The sequence below is a fragment of the Pseudomonas corni genome (genome assembly GCF_057128765.1).
Genome location: NZ_JBSKHW010000002.1, coordinates 672985 through 691007 on the forward strand (window position 1 = coordinate 672985; position 18023 = coordinate 691007).

22 protein-coding genes are annotated in these 18023 nt (G+C 57.4%); 11 read left to right on the forward strand and 11 right to left on the reverse strand.

Annotated features, from left to right (window positions below; translation table 11 throughout):
- The first annotated feature begins 23 nt into the window (after nt 1-23).
- Nucleotides 24-581, forward strand: coding sequence for an L-threonylcarbamoyladenylate synthase type 1 TsaC (tsaC, locus tag ACWKV9_RS06740; protein WP_483835291.1), 558 nt, complete (start codon nt 24-26; stop codon nt 579-581).
- 105 nt (nt 582-686) lie between these two features.
- Here the strand turns inward: tsaC and ACWKV9_RS06745 are convergent, their stop codons facing one another.
- Nucleotides 687-1664, reverse strand: coding sequence for an NADPH:quinone reductase (locus ACWKV9_RS06745; RefSeq protein ID WP_483835292.1), 978 nt, complete (start codon nt 1662-1664; stop codon nt 687-689).
- 236 nt (nt 1665-1900) lie between these two features.
- Between ACWKV9_RS06745 and hemF the strand changes: the two genes are divergently transcribed.
- Together hemF and aroE are read left to right on the forward strand one after the other, a co-directional pair.
- Nucleotides 1901-2824: an oxygen-dependent coproporphyrinogen oxidase gene (gene hemF / locus ACWKV9_RS06750; RefSeq protein ID WP_483835293.1), complete on the forward strand. Its 924-nt coding sequence runs from the start codon at nt 1901-1903 to the stop codon at nt 2822-2824.
- Entirely contained in the window at nt 2821-3648 is an 828-nt protein-coding gene (aroE, locus tag ACWKV9_RS06755; protein ID WP_483835294.1) for a shikimate dehydrogenase, read from the forward strand. Before hemF ends, aroE begins: the two co-directional genes overlap by 4 nt.
- A 112-nt stretch (nt 3649-3760) precedes the next feature.
- Here aroE and choX read toward each other — a convergent pair whose 3' ends face one another.
- Both choX and betC read right to left on the reverse strand, forming a co-directional pair.
- Complete coding sequence (gene choX / locus ACWKV9_RS06760) at nt 3761-4690, reverse strand: choline ABC transporter substrate-binding protein (RefSeq protein WP_483835295.1); 930 nt, start codon at nt 4688-4690, stop codon at nt 3761-3763.
- Between the two features lie 39 nt (nt 4691-4729).
- On the reverse strand, nt 4730-6235 hold the full coding sequence (gene betC, locus ACWKV9_RS06765) for a choline-sulfatase (RefSeq protein ID WP_483835296.1): 1506 nt from the start codon (nt 6233-6235) through the stop codon (nt 4730-4732).
- A gap of 114 nt (nt 6236-6349) precedes the next feature.
- On the opposite strand from betC, the gene ACWKV9_RS06770 reads away from it, so the two are divergent.
- Both ACWKV9_RS06770 and ACWKV9_RS06775 read left to right on the forward strand, forming a co-directional pair.
- Nucleotides 6350-7300, forward strand: a complete 951-nt coding sequence (locus tag ACWKV9_RS06770) for a choline sulfate utilization transcriptional regulator (RefSeq protein WP_483835297.1) — start codon at nt 6350-6352, stop codon at nt 7298-7300.
- 51 nt (nt 7301-7351) lie between these two features.
- Nucleotides 7352-7684: a DOPA 4,5-dioxygenase family protein gene (locus ACWKV9_RS06775; protein ID WP_483835298.1), complete on the forward strand. Its 333-nt coding sequence runs from the start codon at nt 7352-7354 to the stop codon at nt 7682-7684.
- 121 nt (nt 7685-7805) lie between these two features.
- Here ACWKV9_RS06775 and ACWKV9_RS06780 read toward each other — a convergent pair whose 3' ends face one another.
- The 3 genes from ACWKV9_RS06780 to trpB form a co-directional block, all read right to left on the reverse strand.
- Nucleotides 7806-8354 (reverse strand): anti-virulence regulator CigR family protein, encoded by a 549-nt coding sequence (locus ACWKV9_RS06780; RefSeq protein ID WP_483835299.1) that lies wholly within the window; start codon nt 8352-8354, stop codon nt 7806-7808.
- Between the two features lie 123 nt (nt 8355-8477).
- Nucleotides 8478-9290 (reverse strand): tryptophan synthase subunit alpha, encoded by an 813-nt coding sequence (gene trpA, locus ACWKV9_RS06785; protein WP_483835300.1) that lies wholly within the window; start codon nt 9288-9290, stop codon nt 8478-8480.
- Nucleotides 9290-10516, reverse strand: a complete 1227-nt coding sequence (gene trpB, locus ACWKV9_RS06790; protein WP_483835301.1) for a tryptophan synthase subunit beta — start codon at nt 10514-10516, stop codon at nt 9290-9292. Before trpB ends, trpA begins: the two co-directional genes overlap by 1 nt.
- Before the next feature lie 119 nt (nt 10517-10635).
- Here trpB and ACWKV9_RS06795 point away from each other — a divergent pair, with 119 nt between their 5' ends.
- Nucleotides 10636-11535, forward strand: a complete 900-nt coding sequence (locus ACWKV9_RS06795; RefSeq protein WP_483835302.1) for a LysR family transcriptional regulator — start codon at nt 10636-10638, stop codon at nt 11533-11535.
- A gap of 1 nt (nt 11536) precedes the next feature.
- Here ACWKV9_RS06795 and ACWKV9_RS06800 read toward each other — a convergent pair whose 3' ends face one another.
- A complete protein-coding gene (locus tag ACWKV9_RS06800) occupies nt 11537-11863 on the reverse strand; it encodes an ElaB/YgaM/YqjD family protein (RefSeq protein ID WP_268798674.1) in 327 nt (108 codons plus the stop codon).
- Between the two features lie 179 nt (nt 11864-12042).
- Here ACWKV9_RS06800 and ACWKV9_RS06805 point away from each other — a divergent pair, with 179 nt between their 5' ends.
- Entirely contained in the window at nt 12043-12255 is a 213-nt protein-coding gene (locus ACWKV9_RS06805; RefSeq protein WP_483835303.1) for a dodecin, read from the forward strand.
- Between the two features lie 151 nt (nt 12256-12406).
- On the forward strand, nt 12407-12631 hold the full coding sequence (locus ACWKV9_RS06810) for a DUF1161 domain-containing protein (RefSeq protein WP_483835304.1): 225 nt from the start codon (nt 12407-12409) through the stop codon (nt 12629-12631).
- A gap of 161 nt (nt 12632-12792) precedes the next feature.
- On the opposite strand, the gene ACWKV9_RS06815 is transcribed toward ACWKV9_RS06810, so the two are convergent.
- Nucleotides 12793-13794 carry an LLM class flavin-dependent oxidoreductase gene (locus tag ACWKV9_RS06815; RefSeq protein ID WP_483835305.1) on the reverse strand — a complete coding sequence of 334 codons (1002 nt, stop codon included), beginning with the start codon at nt 13792-13794 and terminating at the stop codon, nt 12793-12795.
- Nucleotides 13795-14053: 259 nt separating this feature from the next.
- On the opposite strand from ACWKV9_RS06815, the gene ACWKV9_RS06820 reads away from it, so the two are divergent.
- Together ACWKV9_RS06820 and ACWKV9_RS06825 are read left to right on the forward strand one after the other, a co-directional pair.
- Nucleotides 14054-14485, forward strand: coding sequence for an OsmC family protein (locus tag ACWKV9_RS06820; RefSeq protein WP_122667221.1), 432 nt, complete (start codon nt 14054-14056; stop codon nt 14483-14485).
- Nucleotides 14486-14625: 140 nt separating this feature from the next.
- On the forward strand, nt 14626-14859 hold the full coding sequence (locus ACWKV9_RS06825) for a DUF1161 domain-containing protein (RefSeq protein WP_483835306.1): 234 nt from the start codon (nt 14626-14628) through the stop codon (nt 14857-14859).
- 126 nt (nt 14860-14985) lie between these two features.
- On the opposite strand, the gene ACWKV9_RS06830 is transcribed toward ACWKV9_RS06825, so the two are convergent.
- The gene (locus ACWKV9_RS06830) at nt 14986-15402 is read right to left on the reverse strand and encodes a PA0061/PA0062 family lipoprotein (protein WP_483835307.1); all 417 of its coding nucleotides are present in this window, start codon (nt 15400-15402) and stop codon (nt 14986-14988) included.
- 112 nt (nt 15403-15514) lie between these two features.
- Here ACWKV9_RS06830 and ACWKV9_RS06835 point away from each other — a divergent pair, with 112 nt between their 5' ends.
- Nucleotides 15515-16573 carry an aminopeptidase gene (locus ACWKV9_RS06835; protein WP_483835308.1) on the forward strand — a complete coding sequence of 353 codons (1059 nt, stop codon included), beginning with the start codon at nt 15515-15517 and terminating at the stop codon, nt 16571-16573.
- 111 nt (nt 16574-16684) lie between these two features.
- Here the strand turns inward: ACWKV9_RS06835 and ACWKV9_RS06840 are convergent, their stop codons facing one another.
- Nucleotides 16685-17338, reverse strand: a complete 654-nt coding sequence (locus tag ACWKV9_RS06840; RefSeq protein ID WP_483835309.1) for an HAD family hydrolase — start codon at nt 17336-17338, stop codon at nt 16685-16687.
- A 123-nt stretch (nt 17339-17461) separates the two neighbouring features.
- Nucleotides 17462-18007, reverse strand: a complete 546-nt coding sequence (locus ACWKV9_RS06845; protein ID WP_483835310.1) for a gamma carbonic anhydrase family protein — start codon at nt 18005-18007, stop codon at nt 17462-17464.
- Nucleotides 18008-18023 lie beyond the last annotated feature (16 nt).

The window sequence follows — 18023 nt, forward strand, 5'->3', positions numbered from 1 at the left end:
CAGCTTTGTATGGAGAGAGCGCGATGGTCAGCAGTTGGCGTGTGCAGCAAGCCGCACGAGAAATCCGGGCCGGGGCGGTGATTGCCTATCCAACCGAGGCTGTGTGGGGATTGGGATGCGATCCTTGGGACGCTGAGGCGGTGTATCGCCTGCTGGCAATAAAAGCCAGGCCAGTCGAAAAAGGTCTAATCCTGATCGCTGACAACATTAACCAGTTCGACTTCTTGTTCGATGACTTCCCGGAACTGTGGCTCGACCGGATGGCCAGCACTTGGCCCGGGCCGAACACCTGGCTGGTGCCGCATCAGAACCTGTTGCCGGACTGGATCACTGGCGGACATGAGACCGTTGCATTGCGGGTCAGTGATCACCCGCAAGTGCGCGAGTTGTGTGCCCTGACCGGGCCTTTGGTTTCTACCTCGGCCAACCCGACCGGCAGGCCTGCGGCGAGAAGTCGGTTGCGTGTGGAACAGTATTTCCACCAGCAACTGGACATGGTGCTGGGTGGCAGTCTGGGCGGTCGTCGCAACCCGAGTGTGATTCGGGATTTGGTGACGGCGAATGTGGTGCGCCAAGGTTAACGCAGCACTATTTCTGTAGGAGCGAACTTGTTGGCGAGGCGTTCTGGCTGAATAGACCGTGTCTGCCGCCTCGCCAACAAGTTGGCTCCTACAGAAAATCCAGTGCTAAGGCACCAGAATCATCGACCCCGTCGTACGCCGTGCCGACAGCTCTGTCTGCGCTTTGCCTGCATCTTTGAGCGCGTACTGCTGAATGTCGTCGACCTTCACTTTGCCGCTTGCCACCATACCGAACACTTCATCGGCCATGGCCTGCAACGCTTCCGGAGTGTTGGCGTAAGAGCCCAGTGTCGGGCGAGTCACGTACAACGAGCCTTTCTGCGCCAGTATCTGCAGGTTCACGCCTGACACCGGGCCGGACGCATTACCGAAGCTCACCAGCAACCCACGCACCTCCAGACAATTGAGTGACGTTTCCCACGTGTCTTTGCCGACGCCGTCATACACCACCGACACCTTTTTGCCGTCAGTCAATTCCAGCACGCGCTTGGCTACGTCTTCTTTGCTGTAATCGATGATTTCCCACGCGCCGAGTGCTTTGGCGTGCGCTGCTTTTTCCGCCGAGCTGACCGTGCCGATGAGCTTCACGCCCAGCGCATTGGCCCACTGGCAAGCGATCGAGCCGACGCCACCGGCAGCGGCGTGGAAAAGAATGGTTTCTTCCGGACGAATCTCATAGGTCTGACGAAACAGGTATTGCACGGTCAGGCCTTTGAGCATCACGGCGGCGGCTTGCTCGAAGCTGATGTCGTCCGGCAGCTTGGCCAGATTCGCGGCAGGTATCAGGTGGACTTCCGAGTAACTTCCAAGCGGACCTGTGCCGTATGCCACGCGATCACCTACTTTGACGTGGGTCACCTCGCTTCCGATTGCTTCAACCACGCCCGCCCCTTCGTTTCCCAAGCCTGATGGCATCGAGGGCACGGGATACAGACCGGTGCGGAAGTAGGTTTCAATAAAGTTGACGCCGATCGCCTTGTTGCGCACGAGTACTTCTTGCGGGCCCGGTGTTGCTGGCTCGAAGTCGACGTACTCAAGGACTTCAGGGCCGCCGTGGGCGCGGAACTGGATACGCTTTGCCATTTGCTTTCTCCGTCAGGGTCGAAAAAACACGTGCGAAAGGGTGCTATCGGACTCCTTCGATTGAGCTTCGTCAACTGCGACGTCCGGGTGGCCGGTGGTATGCTACGCGCCAATTTTGCCGACGCGCTTGTGTTTACAAGGCCTTGGGGCTCGAATGCTGCGGCGCAGTATTGCTGCGGATTTTCAGGATCGTTCCCGGGTGGTTCAGTTCAAGCGCTTGATACGAAGGTACTGCCATGTCCACACGCACCGACGCTGTCAAAGCCTACCTGCTCGATCTGCAAGACCGGATTTGCGCAGCCCTGGAGCAGGAAGACGGCAGCGCACGTTTCGTTGAAGATGCCTGGACGCGCCCAGCAGGCGGCGGTGGACGCACCCGCGTACTGGAAAACGGCGAGCTGATCGAAAAAGGCGGGGTTAACTTTTCCCACGTTTTCGGCGCCGGTTTGCCACCTTCTGCCAGCGCGCATCGCCCTGAGTTGGCCGGACGGGGTTTCGAGGCGCTGGGCGTTTCGCTGGTCATGCATCCGCACAATCCCTACGTCCCTACCTCCCACGCCAATGTGCGTTTCTTCATTGCCGAAAAAGAAGGCGAAGAGCCAGTCTGGTGGTTCGGCGGCGGCTTCGACCTGACTCCTTATTACGGCGTTGAAGAGGACTGTATCCACTGGCATCGCGTTGCCGAGCAGGCCTGCGCGCCGTTCGGCGCCGATGTCTATCCGCGCTACAAAGCGTGGTGCGACAAGTACTTCCACATCAAGCACCGTGACGAACCCCGGGGCGTCGGCGGTTTGTTTTTCGATGACCTGAACGAATGGGATTTCGACACCAGCTTTGCCTTTCAACGGGCCATAGGTGATGCGTTCATCGACGCTTATCTGCCCATCGTTCAGCGCCGCAAATCCACGCCGTATACCGCTCAGCAACGGGAATTTCAGGAGTTCCGGCGCGGGCGCTACGTCGAATTCAACCTTGTTTACGACCGCGGCACGCTGTTCGGCCTGCAATCAGGGGGGCGCACGGAATCCATTCTGATGTCCCTGCCACCGCAAGTGCGCTGGGGTTATGACTGGAAAGCTGCACCTGGCAGTGAAGAAGCACGGTTGACTGACTACTTTTTGCAGGATCGGGATTGGTTGGGTGAGGCGCAAAACAAATGACAGACCAATACGTCGTCTTCGGAAATCCCATCGGCCACAGCAAGTCGCCGCTGATTCATCGCCTGTTTGCCGAGCAAACCGGTGAGGCGCTTGAGTACACGACATCGCTGGCGCCGCTGGATGATTTCACCGCTTTTGCCAAGACCTTCTTCCAGAGCGGCCGTGGCGCCAACGTCACGGTGCCGTTCAAGGAACAAGCCTTTCGAATGGCGGACACCCTCACTGAACGCGCTCAACGAGCCGGCGCGGTGAATACGCTGATCAAGCAGCCCGATGGCAGTCTTCGGGGTGACAACACTGACGGTGCGGGTTTGGTGCGGGATCTGACCGTCAATCACGGCGTGGCGCTCAAGGGTAAACGTATTCTGGTGCTGGGCGCCGGTGGCGCGGTGCGTGGGGCGTTGGAACCGTTACTGGCCGAGCAGCCTGAAGTCATCGTCATCGCCAATCGCACGGTTGAGAAAGCGGAACATCTGGCGAAGGAGTTTTCTGATCTCGGCCCCGTATTCCCGAGTGGCTTCGATTGGCTTGAGGAGCCGGTGGACCTCATCATCAACGCAACTTCTGCCAGTCTGGCAGGCGAATTGCCGCCGATTTCACCCAGCCTGATCCAACCGGGCGAAACGTTCTGCTACGACATGATGTATGGCAATGAGCCGACCGCGTTTTGCCGATGGGCAACCGAGCACGGGGCGGGTCAATCAGTAGATGGTTTGGGGATGCTGGTGGAACAGGCGGCGGAAGCGTTCTTTCAGTGGCGCGGTGTGCGGCCTGAATCGGCGCCTGTGTTGGCTGAGTTGCGTCGGTTGCTGGCAGGCGCTTAGTGATTCTGTAGGAGCGAACTTGTTCGCGAAGCGGTGTGCCTGACACACCGCGTTGTCCGTCTCGCCAACAAGTTTTCTCCTACAGACGGGCGTCAATCCCAGCTATCAGGACTTACAGCTTGGCTTTCACCGCCGCCAGTGCATCCTTGTCGTCCAGTGTCTTCACGCCTTCCAGCCATGTGTCCAACACTGCCGGATTAGCTTTGATGTAAGTCTTCACCGCTTCGGCATTGGTGACTTTGCTGTCGACCACAGTCTTCATGATGGTGTTTTCCAGGTCCTGAGTGAATGTCAGGTTGGACAGCAGTTTGCCCACGTTCGGACAGGCGTCGGCGTAACCTTTGCGGGTGACTGTGTAAACGCTGCCTGTGTCACCGAAGTACTTCTCGCCGCCCTTCAGATAATGCATACCTTTGATCTGCACGTTCATCGGGTGCGGAGTCCAGCCGAGGAAGACCACGAACTCGTTCTTCTTCACGTTGCGCTGCACTTCGGCCAGCATCGCCTGCTCGCTGGACTCAACCAGCTTCCATTCACCCAGGCTGAACTCGTTCTTCTTGATGATCTCCTGCAGCGAAGCGTTGGCCGGAGCCCCCGAGCCGATGCCGTAAATCTTCTTGTGGAATTTATCCGCGAATTTGTTCAGGTCGGCGAAATCATGCACGCCCGCGTCGTACACATAGTCCGGCACGGCGAGCGTGAACTCGGTGCCTTCCAGGTTTTTCTTGTACTGAGTGACGTCCCCGGTGGCGATGAACTTGTCATAAAAGCCCTGCTGCGCGGGCATCCAGTTACCTAGAAAAACGTCCATCTGCCCGTCTTTTAGACCACCATAGGCAATCGGCACTGCCAACGTATCTACCTTCGCCTTGTAACCCATGCCATCGAGCAAAAAGCTGGCAATGGCGTTGGTCGCAGCGATATCGCTCCAACCCGGATCGGCCATTTTCACTGTGCTGCAACTTGCCGAATCAGCAGCGAATGCGACAGCGCTGCTCAAACTCATCACCCCAACCGCCAGCGCCGTGGATAATTTTTTCATGGTGTGCCCCTTTTTTGATTTTCTAGGTTTTGGCAGGGTTCAAGGTTGTGGATAACGGGCCTTGCGCTCCAGATCGTCTAAATCGATATGGTTGCGCATGTACTGCTGACTGGCGTCTACCAGCGGCTGGTGATCCCAACTCTTCAGCTTGCCGAGTGCCAGCGATTGCGCAACAAAGCGCCTGCGTCGCTGGCTGGCGAGCACCTGATGGTGTATCGCCGGTATATCCCATTTGGCCCGTGCTTCGGCCAGAAATGCATTGAACAGGTCGCGATGATCGTCGGATTGGCTCAGCTCTTCCTGTTCTTTCGGGTCGTTATGCACGTCATACAGCAGACATGGATCGTCTTCCGAATAGATGAATTTATAAGCACCGCGACGAATCATCATCAGCGGCCCGATTGTGCCCTCAGCCATGTATTCGCCAAAGACTTCGTCGTGTCCGGTCTGGCCCTGCAAGTGCGGCATCAGTGAGCGCCCATCCAGTGGCAGCCCGTCTTCCAGCGTACCTTGGGCCATCTCGACAAAGGTCGGCAGCAGATCCGCCGTTGAAACAGCGGACGTCACGCGGCCGGCCTTGAATTGCCCCGGAGCGTACACCAGCAAAGGCACCCGCGCCGACATCTCGAACCAGTGCATTTTGTACCAGAGACCGCGCTCGCCAAGCATGTCGCCGTGATCACCAGAAAACACAATGATAGTGTCGTCTGCCAGGCCTGTGTCCTCGAGTGTCTGCAACAGCTTGCCGACGTTGTCATCTATATAGCTGCACGCTCCGAAATACGCCCGACGCGCGTCACGAATCTTGTTCTCAGGCAGCGGTTTGTCCCACAGGTCATAAACTTTCATCAATCGCTGGGAGTGCGGGTCTTGATTGGCCTGCGAAGGCGGCTGGTCTGGCATTGGAATGTCGTCATCGCCGTACAGATTCCAATAGCTTTTCGGGATGGTGTACGGGTCGTGGGGATGGGTCATCGACACGGTCAGGCAGAACGGCTGATCGCCATCCTCACGAACGTGATCGAACAAATACTGCTGGGCTTTGAAAACTACTTCTTCATCGAAGTCGAGCTGGTTGGTGCGCACCGATGGACCGGCTTGCAGCACTGACGCCATGTTGTGAAACCAAGTCGGCCGCACGTCTGGCTCATCCCAGCTCACGGACCAACCGTAATCAGCAGGGTAGATATCGCTGGTGAGGCGCTCTTCATAACCATGCAGCTGATCCGGGCCGCAGAAATGCATCTTCCCAGACAGTGCCGTGTGATAACCCAGGCGGCGCAAGTAGTGCGCGTAAGTCGGGACGTCGGCGGGGAAGTCTGCTGCGTTGTCATAGGCGCCGATTCTGCTCGGAAGCTGACCGCTGACCAGAGTGAAACGTGATGGGGCACACAGCGGGCTGTTGCAATAAGCGGCGTCGAAGACCACGCCCTCTGCAGCGAGGCGGCTCAAATTGGGCATTTTGATAGGAGATGAAGCGTAGAACGGCAACATCGGCGCGGCCATTTGATCGGCCATGATGAAAAGAATATTTTTGCGCTTCATGTATTCGCGGCATTCCATAGTGAATATTTATGCGAAATTGCTTCAGATCAGGATGGGACCCTATAGTGCGCGTGTAAAACCCATAGACGGCAATACCTAGGATAAGCACAGCTTATGTTTGATGCGCTTGGTGATATGTCGCTTGACCTGTTGCGTGGCTTTGAGGCCGCTGCTCGCTTGCGCAGCTTTACCGCCGCGGCCATTGAGCTCGGTACAACGCAGCCAGCCATCAGCCAGCAAATCAAACGGCTGGAAGAGCAACTGGCCACTCGCCTGTTTGATCGCATCTACAGAGGCATCGAGCTGACTGAGGCTGGGGAAATACTGTTTGGCCATGTGCAAACAGGTCTGCAGTCAATGGACGCGGGTTTGACCGCCATCACCGAGCAGCACCAGCATGAAGTGCTGCAGGTCGCCACAGACTTTGCTTTCGCGGCGTACTGGCTGATGCCGCGGCTTCACCGTTTTCATAAGCTGAACCCGGACGTCGATGTCAGCCTTGTCACCAGTGAGCGCAGCCACACAATGCTGCGCGCCGATATCGACGTCGCGGTGCTGTTCGGCGACGGGCGTTTCAAGCAGGGCGAGAGTCATTGGTTGTTCAGCGAAGAAGTCTTCCCGGTGTGCAGCCCCCAGTTGATTGCCGGCCGTGCGTTGCCGTTACCCGCTGACTCCCTGAAAGAGTTTCCGTTGCTGCACCTGCGCAGCGAAGGCAGCAACAACTGGTTCGACTGGGGCGGCGTCTTTCGCGCATTAAATATCCCCCAGGCACCTGCGCCCGGGCAGCTTCGCTTCGACAACTACACGCTGCTCATCCAGGCCGCAATCGGCGGCCAGGGCGTGGCGATTGGCTGGCGCCATTTGGTGGATGCTTTGCTGGATCAGGGTTTGCTCTGTCGTCCGATTCAAGCCAGCGCGATCTCAGCGTACGGCTATTACGTGGTCCTACCGCAACGCAAAAGACGCGTTCAGATCGTGCAACAGTTCCTCGACTGGTTGAAAAGTGAACAGGCGCGGAGCGGGGATTCGCTGGTGGGCAAGCCGTTGCCTTCGATTGCCATTTGAATGAATTAACCGGCAGTACTCGTTGCTGCCTTAACTGCGGAGGAACCCACCATGTCATCTATCGATAGCTACCACGCTCACATCTATTTCGATGCTCAAACCATCGAGCAGGCTCGGGCGTTATGCGAAACCGCTGCTGCAACGTTCGACGTAAAAATGGGCCGCGTGCATGAGCGCCCGGTCGGGCCGCATCCTGACTGGAGTTGTCAGTTGGCGTTTGATCATTCCAAGTTTGCTGATGTGATGCTGTGGCTGGCGCTGAATCGCAACGGTTTGGTGGTGTTTACACACCCTGTGACCGGAGACGATTTAGCCGACCACACTGAGCATGCGATCTGGATGGGCGGGATTCGGGAGTTGAAGGTGGAGATGTTCAGGCGTTGAAGTCTTATCGAACTTTAGGAGCGCGCTTGCCCGCGATTGGGATCAGGCAGCACAGTTTGCATTGGCTGACAGAATGCAAATCGCGGGCAAGCACGCTCCTACAGTTGAGTGACGTAGGGGCTTAGTTCAAAACGCCTTCCAGGATTTCATACACCAGCCCGCTACCTATTGCGATCAAGACCACGTCCGGGCCCAGGCGGCGCCATTCATAACCGTCGTAACGCGGCAGATACTGCAACGACCGGCTGTCCAGGCGTTTGCCATAACCGCGCGGTAACGGGTGTCCACGTACCACGTGAACATTGGGCGGCAGCGGCTGGCCGCGACCGATGGATTCCCGATGCTCATAAACCTGGCGACGCACGTCATCGAAATTTGCAGGAGGACGACCGCCGCCGCGATTGTCTGCGTGCTGCTGGTTGCCAGGCTGGTTATTACCCTGCGGACCTCGGCCTTGCTGATTATTACCAGGTTGATTGTTGCCTGGCTGGTTCCCGCCTTGTTGATTGTTGCCGTGTTCGTTGCCGTGACCTTGATTCTGATCCTGATGGTTGGCCGGACCACGATTGTCCTGGCCGCCTCGCTCGTCGGGCCCTGCTGCATTAACCAGCGTGGTAGCGCTGATCATTAAGATGCCAACCCCGGCAATCAAACGGTTTGAGACTTTCATGTAGTGCTCCTGAACCCATACGAGACAACAAAAAAGGACTCAGGATCTGGTCCTGAACCCCTTTGCTGTATTGCTTAGTCTGCGTACCGAGCGGCTAATTCCTGTGTATCAGAATCTTTACCTTCAGCCGACCCGCGCGTTGCGTACGCCTTCAGACAATGCCGAGCAAAGTGTCAGCACGCCAGTGATGGCTTCGTCAGAGGATTTGGCGCTGGCGATGCAATCAATCAACGCCGATCCGACAACCACACCCTCAGCCAGTCGGGCAATCGCGGCTGCCTGTTCCGGGGTACGGATACCGAAACCAACGCTGATCGGCAGATCAGTGTGACGACGCAAACGTTCGATGGCCTCTTTGACCTGATCAGTTGTCGCCGCGCCTGCACCGGTCACCCCGGCAACGGACACGTAGTAAACGAACCCTGAGCTGCCGTTGAGCACGGTTGGTAGCCGCACATCGTCAGTGGTCGGCGTGGTCAGGCGAATAAAGTCCAGGCCTGCCGCCTGGGCCGGATCACACAGCTCCTCGTTGTGCTCTGGCGGCAAGTCCACCACGATCAAGCCATCTACCCCGGCTTCACTGGCCGCTGCGATGAAGCGCTCAATGCCGTAGGCGTGAATCGGGTTGTAGTAACCCATCAGCACCAGCGGAGTAGTTTGGTCTTCGACACGAAACTCGCTGACCATCTGCAGGGTTTTCGCCAGGTTTTGCTTGGCGGCCAGCGCACGGATGTTGGCCAACTGAATGGCCGGACCGTCTGCCATCGGATCGGTGAAGGGCATACCCAGTTCGATCACATCAGCACCGTGTTTAGGCAGGCCTTTGAGGATCGCCAGCGATGTGTCGTAGTCCGGATCGCCACCAGTGACAAAGGTCACCAATGCTGCGCGGTTTTGCTGCTTGAGTTCGGCAAAGCGTGTCTGCAGGCGGCTCATCAGTGTTTCTCCTGCTTGGACAGATCCAGGTGGTGCATCACGGTTTGCATATCCTTGTCGCCACGGCCGGACAGGTTGATCACCATCAAGTGATCTTTCGGCAGCGACGGAGCGCGTTTGACCGCCTCGGCCAAGGCGTGCGCGGTTTCCAGCGCAGGAATGATCCCTTCAAGCCTGCAGCACTGATGAAACGCCGCCAGTGCCTCGTCGTCGGTGACCGAGGTGTACTGAACGCGGCCGATGTCATGCAACCAGGCGTGTTCAGGGCCGATGCCCGGGTAATCCAGACCTGCAGAAATAGAGTGAGCGTCGGTGATCTGGCCGTCGTCGTCTTGCAGCAGGAAGGTGCGGTTGCCGTGCAGCACACCAGGCACGCCTCCATTCAGGCTGGCCGCGTGCTTGCCGGTTTCGATCCCGTGACCGGCCGCTTCAACGCCGATGATGTCGATGCCGGTGTCATCCAGAAACGGGTGGAACAGCCCCATCGCATTGGAACCACCGCCAATACACGCCACCAGGGAGTCGGGCAGACGGCCCTCTTGAGCCAGCATCTGCTCGCGGGTTTCCTTACCAATGACCGCCTGGAAGTCCCGCACCATCGCTGGGTACGGGTGAGGACCGGCCACTGTGCCAATCATGTAAAACGTGCTGTCGACATTGGTCACCCAGTCACGCAGTGCTTCGTTCATTGCGTCTTTCAAGGTGCCGGTACCCGCGACGACCGGGATGATTTCAGCACCCAGCAGCTTCATGCGGAACACGTTGGCCTGTTGGCGATCAATGTCGGTGGTGCCCATGTAGATCACGCATTGCAAGCCAAAGCGCGCCGCCACCGTTGCGGTCGCTACGCCGTGCATCCCTGCGCCGGTCTCGGCGATGATGCGTTTTTTACCCATGCGCCGCGCCAACAGGACTTGGCCGATGCAGTTGTTGATCTTGTGAGCGCCAGTGTGATTGAGCTCTTCGCGCTTGAAGTAAATCTTTGCACCGCCGCAGTGCTCAGTCAGACGCTCGGCAAAATACAGAGGGTTTGGACGGCCTACATAGTCGCGCTGAAAGTACGCCAGGTCCTTGAGGAAAGAAGGATCAACTTTGGCCGCTTCGTATTCGCGGTTCAGATCAAGGATCAGCGGCATCAGCGTTTCAGCGACGTACCGACCACCGAACGATCCGAACATGCCTTTGGCGTCGGGGCCGTTACGAAATTGGGTCTGGGTCTGGCTCATGGAACCTCCGGGTAACGAATGAGGATTGCCGTTCAGGCAGTGAACATACTTTAACCAGCGTCATGGTGGATTAAAACCGATAAGATCGGAGCAACCTGTCAGGAAAACTCACAGATACCATGAGCCGAGACCTTCCCCCGCTTAACGCTTTGCGTGCATTTGAAGCTACTGCGCGCCTGAATAGTGTCAGTCAGGCAGCGGAGCAGCTACACGTTACCCACGGCGCGGTCAGTCGCCAATTGAAGGTGCTCGAAGAGCATTTGGGGGTGAGCCTGTTCAGCAAAGACGGCCGCGGCTTGAAACTCACAGATGCCGGCGTTCGCCTGCGTGATGCCAGCGGTGAGGCGTTTGACCGATTGCGCACTGTTTGTGCAGAACTTAGTAAAACCAGTGCCGATGCACCGTTTGTCTTGGGATGTTCGGGGAGCCTGCTGGCACGCTGGTTTATCCCACGCCTCGGACGGCTGAATGCGGACCTGCCGGATTTACGGCTGCATCTGTCGGCTGGTGAAGGTGATCTCGACCCCAGACGCCCAGGGCTCGACGCTTTACTGGTCTTCGCTGAGCCACCGTGGCCTGCGGATATGCAAGTATTTGAACTGGCCAATGAGCGGATCGGACCGGTGGTGAGCCCTCGCTTCGAACGATTCGAAGACTTAAAGGCACTGCCCGCGCGTTCCCTAACTCAAGAACTGCTGCTGCAGACAACCTCGCGGCCTCAAGCGTGGCCGAGTTGGGCGCAGCAAAACGAAATTAATCCTGAAGACCTGCGTTACGGGCAGGATTTCGAGCATTTGTATTATTTACTGGAAGCCGCATCAGCGGGCTTGGGAATCGCCATCGCCCCAGAACCGTTGGTGGCCGACGACTTGAAGGCGGGACGCCTGGCTGCGCCATGGGGCTTCAGCGAAACCCCGGCGCAACTGGCGTTGTGGGTACCCAAACGTGCCGCAGACGGTCGAGCTCAACAGTTGGCACAATGGCTCAAAAGCGAGTTGGCACGCTCAGGTCAGGCGTAAATCAGTTACCGCGCTTGAACAGCAAGTATGCTGCCAACAGGCCAACTGCGCCGACAGCCACACCGGCTGTGGTCCAAGGATGCTCTTGTGCGTAGTCACGGGTGGCCACGCTGGTTTCGCGAGTCTTCACTTTGACGTCTTCATAGACATCGCTCAGCAGGCTGCGCGAATGGCTCAGAGCGCTTTCGGCGTTGGCTTTCAGATTCTTCAGGGTCTTGCGCGACTCGTCCGAAGCGTCCGACTTCAAGCTTTCCAGCGACTTGAGCAGACTCTCGATCTCGGCTTCCATGCTTTGCAGCGATGCTTTACGGGATGACGTGAATGGCATGATTTGACTCTCCTGCAGTGATGAGTGGCGTGTGTTGTTTGGGACTACAGGGTTTTGAGAAAGTGCAGTGCAAGTGTCGAAGTACCGTTTCTTCTGAACTTTTCACCCGGTTTTCGGCACAGACGTAGGTAAGCGAATTCGCTGCTAGGCTCCCATCAAGACCCTTTAGGAGAACTGCCATGTCTGAACACACCTACAAAATGCTCGAACTCGTCGGCTCATCCACTACCACGGTTGAAGACGCCATCAACAACGCGCTGGCCGAGGCAGGCCAAAGCGTGCGCCATATGGAATGGTTCGAAGTGCTGGAAACACGAGGCCATATCAAGGACAACAAAGTCGCTCATTTCCAAGTCACGATCAAAGTGGGCTTTCGCATCGACAAAAGCTGATTCTCTGAACTTTTGAGCTGGCCGATTGCCACAACCTTCGCGACACCCAGCCCGCTGTTCGTTCAGCCGAGGCGAGTGCAACGTATTTGGGCCGCTACTTTCCAGGCGGCCTTTTTTGCCTGAAGTAGAGCCTGACGAGGGAGTGTGACCCATGAAGAAGTTTCTTTTGGCGGTAGGTCTGTTGAGCATTGCTGGCACCACCATGGCGGCCGGTAAGTCTTGTGATGACGTAAAAGCCGAGATCGACGCCAAGATCAAAGCCAACGGCGCGACGTCGTACACCCTTGAAGCGGTCGATAAAGGCGCAGCGGCAGACGGCAAAGTCGTCGGCACCTGCGAAGGCGGCACCAAGGAATTGGTCTACAAGCGCGGCTGATCGTTGGCTGACGCATAAAAAAACCGACGCATCGTGCGTCGGTTTTTTTATGGGTGCGCCACAGACTGTAGGAGCGCGCTTGCCCGCGAAGTGGTCTGTTCAGTCACCACAAAGGTGATTGATATATCGCAATACCGGACAAGCGTGCTCCTACACCGATCTCAGCCCTTCGCGACTTGCGCGAGGATTTCGTAAGAGCGCAAACGATCGGCGTGCTCGTACATGTCGCAGGTAAAGATCAGCTCATCGGCATCGGTCTGTTCCAGCAACACTTCGAGCTTGGCGCGGATTTTCTCCGGACCGCCAACCATCGCCAGCCCCAGGAAATCCATTACCGCTTCACGCTCATGGGGCAGCCACAGGCCATTCATGCTTTCGACGGGCGGGCGCTGCATCAGCGACTGGCCGCGCATCAACGCGAGAATCCGTTGATACACCGACGTCACCAGATAATCGGCACGCTCGTCGGTGTCGGCGGCAGAAAGTGGCACTCCAAGCATCACGTAGGGCTTATCGAGCGTGGCCGATGGCTTGAAGTGATTGCGATAGACGCGAATCGCTTCGTGCATGAAACGCGGCGCAAAGTGCGATGCAAAGGCATAAGGCAAACCACGTTCCCCGGCCAGTTGGGCGCTAAACAAACTCGAACCCAGTAACCAAACCGGCACATTGGTGTTAGTGCCCGGGACCGCAACCACGCGCTGATGTGGCTGGCGCGGGCCCAGGTAGGCCATCAGTTCCGCCACGTCATCGGGGAAATCATCGGCGCTGCCAGAGCGCTCGCGACGCAACGCCCTGGCCGTCATTTGATCAGACCCCGGTGCGCGGCCCAGTCCCAGGTCGATCCGGCCTGGATATAAGCTGGCGAGGGTGCCGAACTGCTCGGCGATTACCAACGGCGCATGGTTGGGCAGCATCACGCCGCCGGAGCCGACGCGGATGGTCGATGTGCCGCCAGCAAGATACGCCAGCAACACTGAAGTCGCCGAGCTGGCGATGCCGTCCATGTTGTGATGTTCAGCGACCCAGAACCGGTTATATCCCCATTTTTCGACGTGCTGAGCCAGATCCAGCGAATTGCGCAACGAGTCGGCCGGGCCTTTGTCCTCGCGAACCGGCACCAGATCGAGGGTGGAAATCTTCACATCGGCTAATCGTTTCATGGGTCGCTTGTATCCTCTTGGGCTGCTGCGCGCGGTTGCAATCGAGTGAGCGCATGCAAAGCCGGCCTAAAGCCTAAATATTTGCGTTAAGGCTATAGGATAAGGGCAAAACACGAGGTTTCAATGGTGGAGGCGAAATTTCCTACTATTTTGGTCGGAATTATCTCTGTAAATATCGCCGTTGAACTTTGCTGTACCGTCTATCCTCAGATTCCTTGTTCCTGTGCGATCCCTCGCACGCCCTACATCAGGAGACATTATGAGTATCGTCAAGAAAGCATCCGCCCATTGGGAAGGTGACCTGAAAACCGGTATCGGCAGCATCTCCACTGAAACCGGCGTACTGCGCGAAGCGCCATATGGCTTTAAAGCTCGCTTCGAAGGCGGCAAAGGGACTAACCCTGAAGAACTGATCGGCGCGGCCCACGCAGGCTGTTTCTCCATGGCACTGTCTATGATCCTTGGTGGTGAAAACCTGACCGCTGAAAGCATCGACACTACCGCTGATGTGACCCTTGATCAGGTTGATGGCGGCTTCGCGATTACTGCTGTGCATCTGACCCTGAAAGCCAAGGTGCCGGGCGCGACCCAAGAGCAATTCGACAAACTGACCGCTGCTGCCAAAGAAGGCTGCCCGGTATCCAAAGTGCTGAACGCAAAAATCACTCTGGACGCAACGCTGCTGAGCTAATCGCCCACAGCGCTATCTTGAGACGACCCGCCCGGCTGAGCTGAGCGGGTCGTTTTCGTTTGTGTTCGTCGAGAACCGCGCAGTGCGGCGGCTGTCGTATGTATGCCGCCGCCCCTTGCGCGGCGTCCGAGGAGTCAAGCATGAAACGCATCGTCTTAGCCGTTATCGCCACAGCCCTTTCCAGCACTGTGTTCGCCGCGCCCAAGCCTTGTGAGGAATTGAAGGCCGAGATCGAGGCAAAGATCCAGGCCCAGAACGTCAGTTCCTACACGTTGGAGATCGTCCGAAACGACGAGGTGCAGGATCAGAACATGGTGGTCGGCACCTGCGAAAACGGCACGAAGAAGATCATCTATCAGAACAATGATCGCTAGCTATGTCGCCTGAGCGAGCAACGCGATCTTCTGTAGGAGCGAACTTTGTTCGCGAGATATCGAATCTGACACACCGAATCGTCCGCCTCGCCAACAAGTTGGCTCCTACAGGTTTTCCGTGGCGGCTCACGGCAAACAAAACACATTACTTTCCTCTGCCAATACCGTTCGCTGCTCGTCCTTGAGCTGCGCATCAATGCTGTTGGCGATGTCTCGCACCTCAAGCCGGTAGCGGCGCCCTGCTTCGAAGTTGTCGTATTTGACCGTCACGTAGCAAGTGATCTCGTTATACAGATCCATCGACAGCCCTAGCCCGCCAGCCGCGTACTCATAGTCATAACGCACTTCCAGCTCATGCTTGCCCGGCGTTACTTGAAAGTAGCGGCCGTCTTCTGTGCGTTTGCCGTCGAGCTTATCTGCCATGACCAGCTTGCCTGTGAACGTGTGCATGTCGACCCAGGCCTGTTGTGGGTCGACGGCAGGTAGCGGGCCTGCGCAACCGGCCAGCAAGCTCAGGGCAGCAAATAAAATAAGCAGGCGCATGGCAGGCTCCAGGATGATCAGGACGCGGCGATGATAGTTGCGTTGATGGCCGACTGTCCGGCATAACGCTTGTGCTTTGAGACCTTCACGCGTTCGACTTTAAGGCCGCTGCATGAATTCCTTCAATCTTTCCCTCTGGCGATACTGCGCGCCGGTTATTTTGCTACTGCTCGGCGGATGCTCCAGCGTCTCTTATTACAGCCAATTGGCGACCGGTCAGCTGAGATTGCTCAAAGCCCGGGAGCCCATTGCCGACGTCATTGCCGATCCGAGTCGCGACCCCAAACTGCGCGATCGGCTTTCGCAGGCACAAAAAGCACGAGTCTTTGCCAGCGAACATCTGCATTTACCGGACAACCAGAGCTACCGCCTGTACGCCGACATAGGCCGTCCGTATGTGGTCTGGAATGTATTTGCGACCGGGGAGTTTTCGCTGGAACCTGTCACCCATTGCTTCCCCATCGCAGGCTGCGTCGCTTATCGCGGCTATTACAATCAGGGCTCGGCGCGGGGCAAAGCAGCGTTGCAGAAACTGGAGGGCAAGGACGTCTACGTCAGCGGCGTCGAGGCGTATTCGACTCTGGGCTGGTTCAACGATCCGATCATCAGCTCGATGATGAACTGGGGCAGCGAACGCCTGATGACGCTGATTTTTCATGAGCTGGCGCATCAACGGTTCTACGTGAAGGATGACAGCGAATTCAACGAGTCCTACGCCAATTTTGTCGAGCAGGAAGGCACCCGGCAATGGCGGGCAGCGCGAGGTTTGCCGCCTGAGACTTCTTCGCAAACCCAGCACCGAGATCAATTCACGCTGTTGGTGCTCGCCGCTCGCGAGCGTCTGAAACTGCTCTACGCACAACCGTTGTCCCCCGAGATAATGCGCACACGCAAGGCGGCAGAATTTGAGCAGTTGCGTGCCGATTACCGGCAGATGCGCGATACGCAATGGGCGGGAGACAAACGTTACGACGCCTGGATCAATGCCCCGATGAACAACGCCCGATTACTGCCCTTCGGTCTTTACGATCAGTGGGTGCCGGCATTTGCGGCATTGTTCAAACAGGTTGGCGGGGATTGGGTGGCGTTTTATCAGGCGGTCGAAAAGCTGGGCGGGTTGCCGAAGGACGAGCGTAAGGCGGCCTTAGACCGTTTGATGGCTCAGCCCTGACGCTGACACTCGTAGGAGCGCGCTTGCCCGCGATAGCAGTGTGTCAGTCGACATCGCGTTGTCAGGAATGACGCCATCGCGGGCAAGCGCGCTCCTACAGAATTTGCGATGTCATGAGGTTTTGAGAAACGCCTCATGCAGCTGTTTCAGCGTATCGAAATGGTACGTCGGCGCTTCTGCTTCAAGCTCCTCACGACTGCCAAACCCATACCCCACCGCCGCCACGTCCAGGCCATTGCGCTGGCCGCCGATCAAGTCGTGTTTGCGGTCGCCGATCATCAGAGTCTGTTTTGGGTCCAGCCCTTCTGTGTCCAGCAGATGCCGAATCAACTCGACCTTGTCGGTTCGGGTGCCGTCCAGCTCGCTGCCGTAGATCAATTTGAAATGCCGCGCAAAATCAAAGTGCCGGGCGATCTCATGGGCGAACACCCAGGGCTTTGAGGTCGCGATAAACAGATTGCGGCCTTGCTCGGACAACAGTTCCAACAGCTGGAAAACGCCGTCGAATACCAGGTTTTCATACAGCCCGGTGACTTGGAATCGCTCGCGATAAAACCCGACCGCCTCCCAGGCTTTCGCTTCGTCGAAATCATAGGAGCGCATGAATTGTTGCAGGAGAGGCGGCCCGATGAAATGTTCAAGTGCAGTGATGTCGGGCTCGTCGATGCCCAGGCGGCTCAGGGCGAATTGAATCGAACGGGTGATGCCTTCCCGTGGATCGGTCAGCGTGCCGTCCAGGTCGAACAGGATGTTTTGGTAATGCATGGTTTCCTCGGTGTGGGAGCTGTAGGAGCGAATTCATTCGCGGAGGCCAGGACAGCCGACACACCTGCACTGCCTGTCACATTGCTTCGCGAATGAATTCACTCCTACAGAATCAGGGCTCAATCAAGGCCGATCAAAGCCTTCCGCCAGGTGCTGGTCCTTGAGCTTCACGTAGTTGCTGGCGCTATAAGGGAAGAAGGCGATCTCCTTCTCGGTCAGCGGGCGGACTTGCTTCACAGGCCGCCCGACATACAAATAGCCGCTTTCCAGTCGCTTGCCCGGTGGCACGAGGCTGCCAGCACCGATGATCACTTCGTCTTCAACCACGGCGCCGTCCATGATCGTGGTACCCATGCCGACCAGAATCCGATTGCCAACGGTGCAACCATGCAGCATCACCTGGTGACCGATGGTCACTTCGTCGCCAATCAGACACGGGTAGCCGTCGGGGTTGAACGGCCCGGCGTGAGTAATGTGCAGCACGCTGCCGTCTTGCACGCTGGTGCGCGCGCCGATGCGGATGCGGTGCATATCGCCGCGAATGACCGTCAGTGGCCAGACAGAGCTGTCGGCACCAATCTCGACATCCCCGATCACCACCGCCGAATGGTCGACAAAAGCACGTTCGCCCAGCATTGGCGTATGGTTCTGAAAGGTGCGAATGGCCACTGATAGGCTCCTTCTC